The 3,335-nt window shown below is 69.3% G+C and carries 3 protein-coding genes and 1 pseudogene; 2 read left to right on the top strand and 2 right to left on the bottom strand.

Features of this window, described 5'->3' with window-relative positions:
• Nucleotides 1-578, bottom strand: a 578-nt coding sequence (locus QZV94_RS04340; protein WP_293676577.1) for a hypothetical protein, incomplete at its 3' end; no start/stop codon positions are given.
• 144 nt (nucleotides 579-722) lie between these two features.
• On the opposite strand from QZV94_RS04340, the gene QZV94_RS04335 reads away from it, so the two are divergent.
• Nucleotides 723-1,328 (top strand): hypothetical protein, encoded by a 606-nt coding sequence (locus QZV94_RS04335; RefSeq protein WP_293676576.1) that lies wholly within the window; start codon nucleotides 723-725, stop codon nucleotides 1,326-1,328.
• Nucleotides 1,329-1,343: 15 nt separating this feature from the next.
• On the opposite strand, the gene QZV94_RS04330 is transcribed toward QZV94_RS04335, so the two are convergent.
• Nucleotides 1,344-2,885 carry an AMP-binding protein gene (locus tag QZV94_RS04330; RefSeq protein WP_293676575.1) on the bottom strand — a complete coding sequence of 514 codons (1,542 nt, stop codon included), beginning with the start codon at nucleotides 2,883-2,885 and terminating at the stop codon, nucleotides 1,344-1,346.
• Nucleotides 2,886-2,994: 109 nt separating this feature from the next.
• Here QZV94_RS04330 and QZV94_RS04325 point away from each other — a divergent pair.
• Nucleotides 2,995-3,335 (top strand): annotated as a pseudogene (locus tag QZV94_RS04325) (lipoyl synthase); the annotation flags it as partial.

Below are 3,335 nucleotides of genomic sequence, written 5' to 3'. Positions count from 1 at the left end.
ATGGGCAGCAGGCGCGGGCTGTACGAGGCGAACTCGCAGATCCAGCGATTGTAGGCCGTCGTATAGGCCTGCGACAGCGCCGGGTCCTCGACCTCGCTCTCCCAGAGCAGACCGATGGTGGTGTAGAGCGCCACCGCGTCGATACCCTCGGCGTCCAGCATCTTGATCCGCTCGGCCGGGTCCATCGAGCCGAACGGATGCTCGCCCAGGTACGTCGAGGCCGGGTCCATCGCCAGGCCCATGGGATCGTCGTGGTGCATGCAGCCCATCAGCGACAGCGACCCCGCCGCGATGTTCTTCGAAGGCCGCCCGTCGTACTCCAGGTACTCCAGCCCCGCCTCGTTGCGCTTCACCCGGATGGCCCGGTCCCGGAACTTCGGGTCGATGTAGTCTTCCCACAGGGTCGGCGGCTCCAGGATATGCCCGTCGAAGTCCACCAGCCCCTTGTGCCGCGATCTGCCTGTCACATGCAGCGGCCGCTGCGCCGGCACGACGCCTCTGGACGCCAGGGTGGTGGTGGCCATATCCGCTTCCTCCCGTGTCACCGGGTCGCTGGCCGCCGCCAGCTCTGCCGGCATTCTTGGTTATCGTTGTTTAGGCCCCGCCATCTTGGCCCTCCCGGTGGGGTTGTCAAAGGTGGTGGCCCAAGCTGCGCGCAACGCGTGTCGGTCCCACCCCTACGTCCGCTTCTGACGCACCCCCGTCCGACACTCCCGTCCGTTATGTTGGACGCGCTCGACATCACCGAGGAGGAGGCCCAGGGGCTCGCCGAGCTGGCGCGGCATGACCTGGCGCTGGCGCGGAGCTTTGCGGCTCGCGCGCAGGCGGCGGAGGATGGGGAGGAGGCCAGCCGGTTGGCGCGCAGCTACCAGCGCGCCGCACGATCCTATCGCCAGACCCTGGCGCTGAAGGCGCGGCTGAAGCGCGACCTGGCGGCCGCCGCGCGGGTCCAGGCGCAGACGCCGCGGCCGAAGCCCGGCGGGGCGGCGATCGCGCGCCGCATCGGGGAGCTGCGCACCGCGCTGCTGCGCCTGGCCTGGGACGAGGCCGAGCGGCCTGAGGACGACGCCCCCGAGACCGAAGCCCCCGATGCGCAGGACGTCGCCCAGGCCTTCGGCTGGCATCGCCAGGACGTCGAGGGCGTCATCACCGAGGCCTGCCTGCAGGACAGCTTCTGCGACGACCCGCTGGACGACCATGTCGCGCGCCTGGCCCTGGACATCGGCTTCCCACCCGACGCCATCGCCCGCTGGCGCAACCTGCCCGACCCGCCGAAGGTCGCCTTCGCCCTCCATCCCGACGACGACGAATGGCGCAGCTCCGCCTGAGCGCCGCCCTCCGCTCTACAGTTCCGAATCCACGATCCGCTGCAACGCTACGTAGTCGGTCTTGCCTGTGCCGAGGACCGGGATCTCAGGAACGCGGATGATCTTGCGCGGCACCGCCAGCTCCGGCGCGCCGACCTGCTGGGCGTGGGCCAGCAGCGGGCCGGACTCGGCATCGTGACGGTCGGTCACCAGGATCAGGCGCTCGCCTTTCTTGGGGTCGGGCAGGGCGACCACGGCGTGGCGGCCGTCGGGCCAGACGGCCGCGGCCAGGTCCTCGGCGGCGGTGAGCGATACCATCTCGCCGCCCACCTTGGCGAAGCGCTTCACGCGCCCGAGGATCCTGATCCAGTCGTCATCGGTGATGGCGACAACGTCGCCGGTGTCGTGCCAGCCGCCGGACGGAGCGTCGACGCCGCCGTCGGCGTTGAGGTAGCCGGCCATTATGTTGGGACCGCGCACGTAGAGCTTGCCGCCGCCCGGGATGCCCGGCACCGGTTCCAGCCGGGTCTCGATGCCGGGCAGGACGCCGCCGACCGTGCCGCGGCGGTTGTCGATGGGCGTGTTCACCGCGATCACCGGCGAGGCCTCCGTGGCGCCGTAGCCCTCCAGGATCGGGATCGGCCCGAACTTCTCGGCGATCAGGTTGTGCGTCTCCTCGCGCACCTTCTCGGCGCCGCAGACTACGAAGGTGAGGCCCGACAGTTCGTCCCGGTCGGCGGAGCGGGCGTACTGGTTGAGGAAGGTGTCGGTGGCGAAGAGGACGTTGGCCTTGGTGTCCTTCACCAGCGCCGGGATCTGCTTGATGTGCAGCGGCGAGGGGTACTGGAACGCCTTCATCCCCTCCAGGATCGGCAGCAGCGCCCCGCCGGTCAGGCCGAAGCAATGGAAGATCGGCAACGGGTTGAAGAACACCCAGTCGGGATTCATCTGGATGTGGGTGGCGATTTGGCGGGTGTTGGCGATCAGGTTGGCCTGACTCAGCACCACCCCGCGCGGGACGCCGAAGCTGCCGGAGGTGAACAGGATGACGCCGGGATCGGCGGGCTTCGTCGCAACGCGGAACCGGCGGGGCAGGGCGCCGGCCGCGGCGGCGAAGAGCCTGTCCGGGAGGCCAATCGTCTTCCTGACCTCCTCCAGGTAGACGACGTTGGTCAGCGTCTCCAAGGCATCGACCAGGTCGTGCAGCTTGCCCTGCTCGACGAAGCGGTGGGAGGTCAGCACCGTCTTCACCCCGGCCAGCTCGCAGGCCGCCTTCAGGTTGCGGATGCCGGCGGTAAAATTCAGCATCGTGGGGATGCGGCCAAAGGCGTGCAGGGCGAAGAAGGTGACCACCCCGCCCACGCTGGACGGCAGCATCACACCGACGCGCTCGCCCTTCTTGGTGAAGCCGCTGATCTTCCGGCCCAGGCCGAAGGCGGCCCGGATCAGGTCGAGATAGCTCAGCGGGTTGCGCTCCTGGTCCTCCAGGATCGGCTTCTTGACGCCGTGCTTGCGGGCCGCCGTCACCAGAGCGTCGAACACCGATGACTGCGTCTGAGCGCTGTCGAATGCGCGCAAGAGCGGCGCCTCCCTCTTTTTCTCGTTACCGGCACCGTATCGGCTGGGCGCAACAGTGGAAAGGCCGCGCCAAGCTTGATCCGGAGCCCTCAACAGACGATCTAGGGGCATGGCCGTGGTCATCGACACCCTGAAGGGACGCCCTCGCCACCCGGAGAAGCAGGCGCGGCCGGACAGTCCGCTGCTGCGCAAGCCGGAGTGGCTGCGGGTCCGCGCGCCCGGCTCGTCCGGCTACAACGCCACCCGCGAGATCGTGAAGAGCCACGGGCTGGTCACCGTCTGCGAGGAGGCGGCCTGTCCGAACATCGGCGAGTGCTGGTCCAAGAGCCACGCCACCATGATGATCATGGGCGAGACCTGCACGCGGGCCTGCGCCTTCTGCAACGTGGCCACCGGCAAGCCCGATCCGCTGGACCCCACCGAGCCCGCTCGGGTCGCCGACGCGGTGGC

This window comes from uncultured Phenylobacterium sp., assembly GCF_902826855.1.
In the GTDB taxonomy this organism is placed as follows: Bacteria; Pseudomonadota; Alphaproteobacteria; order Caulobacterales; family Caulobacteraceae; genus Phenylobacterium.
Note: the sequence above shows the minus strand (reverse complement) of the source record. Positions and strands in the feature narration are given on the sequence as shown.

Excerpts from the sequence above, each read along its gene's own strand:
- QZV94_RS04335 (WP_293676576.1), top strand. The coding sequence starts at position 723 with ATGTTGGACGCGCTCGACATCACCGAGGAGGAGGCCCAGGGGCTCGCC.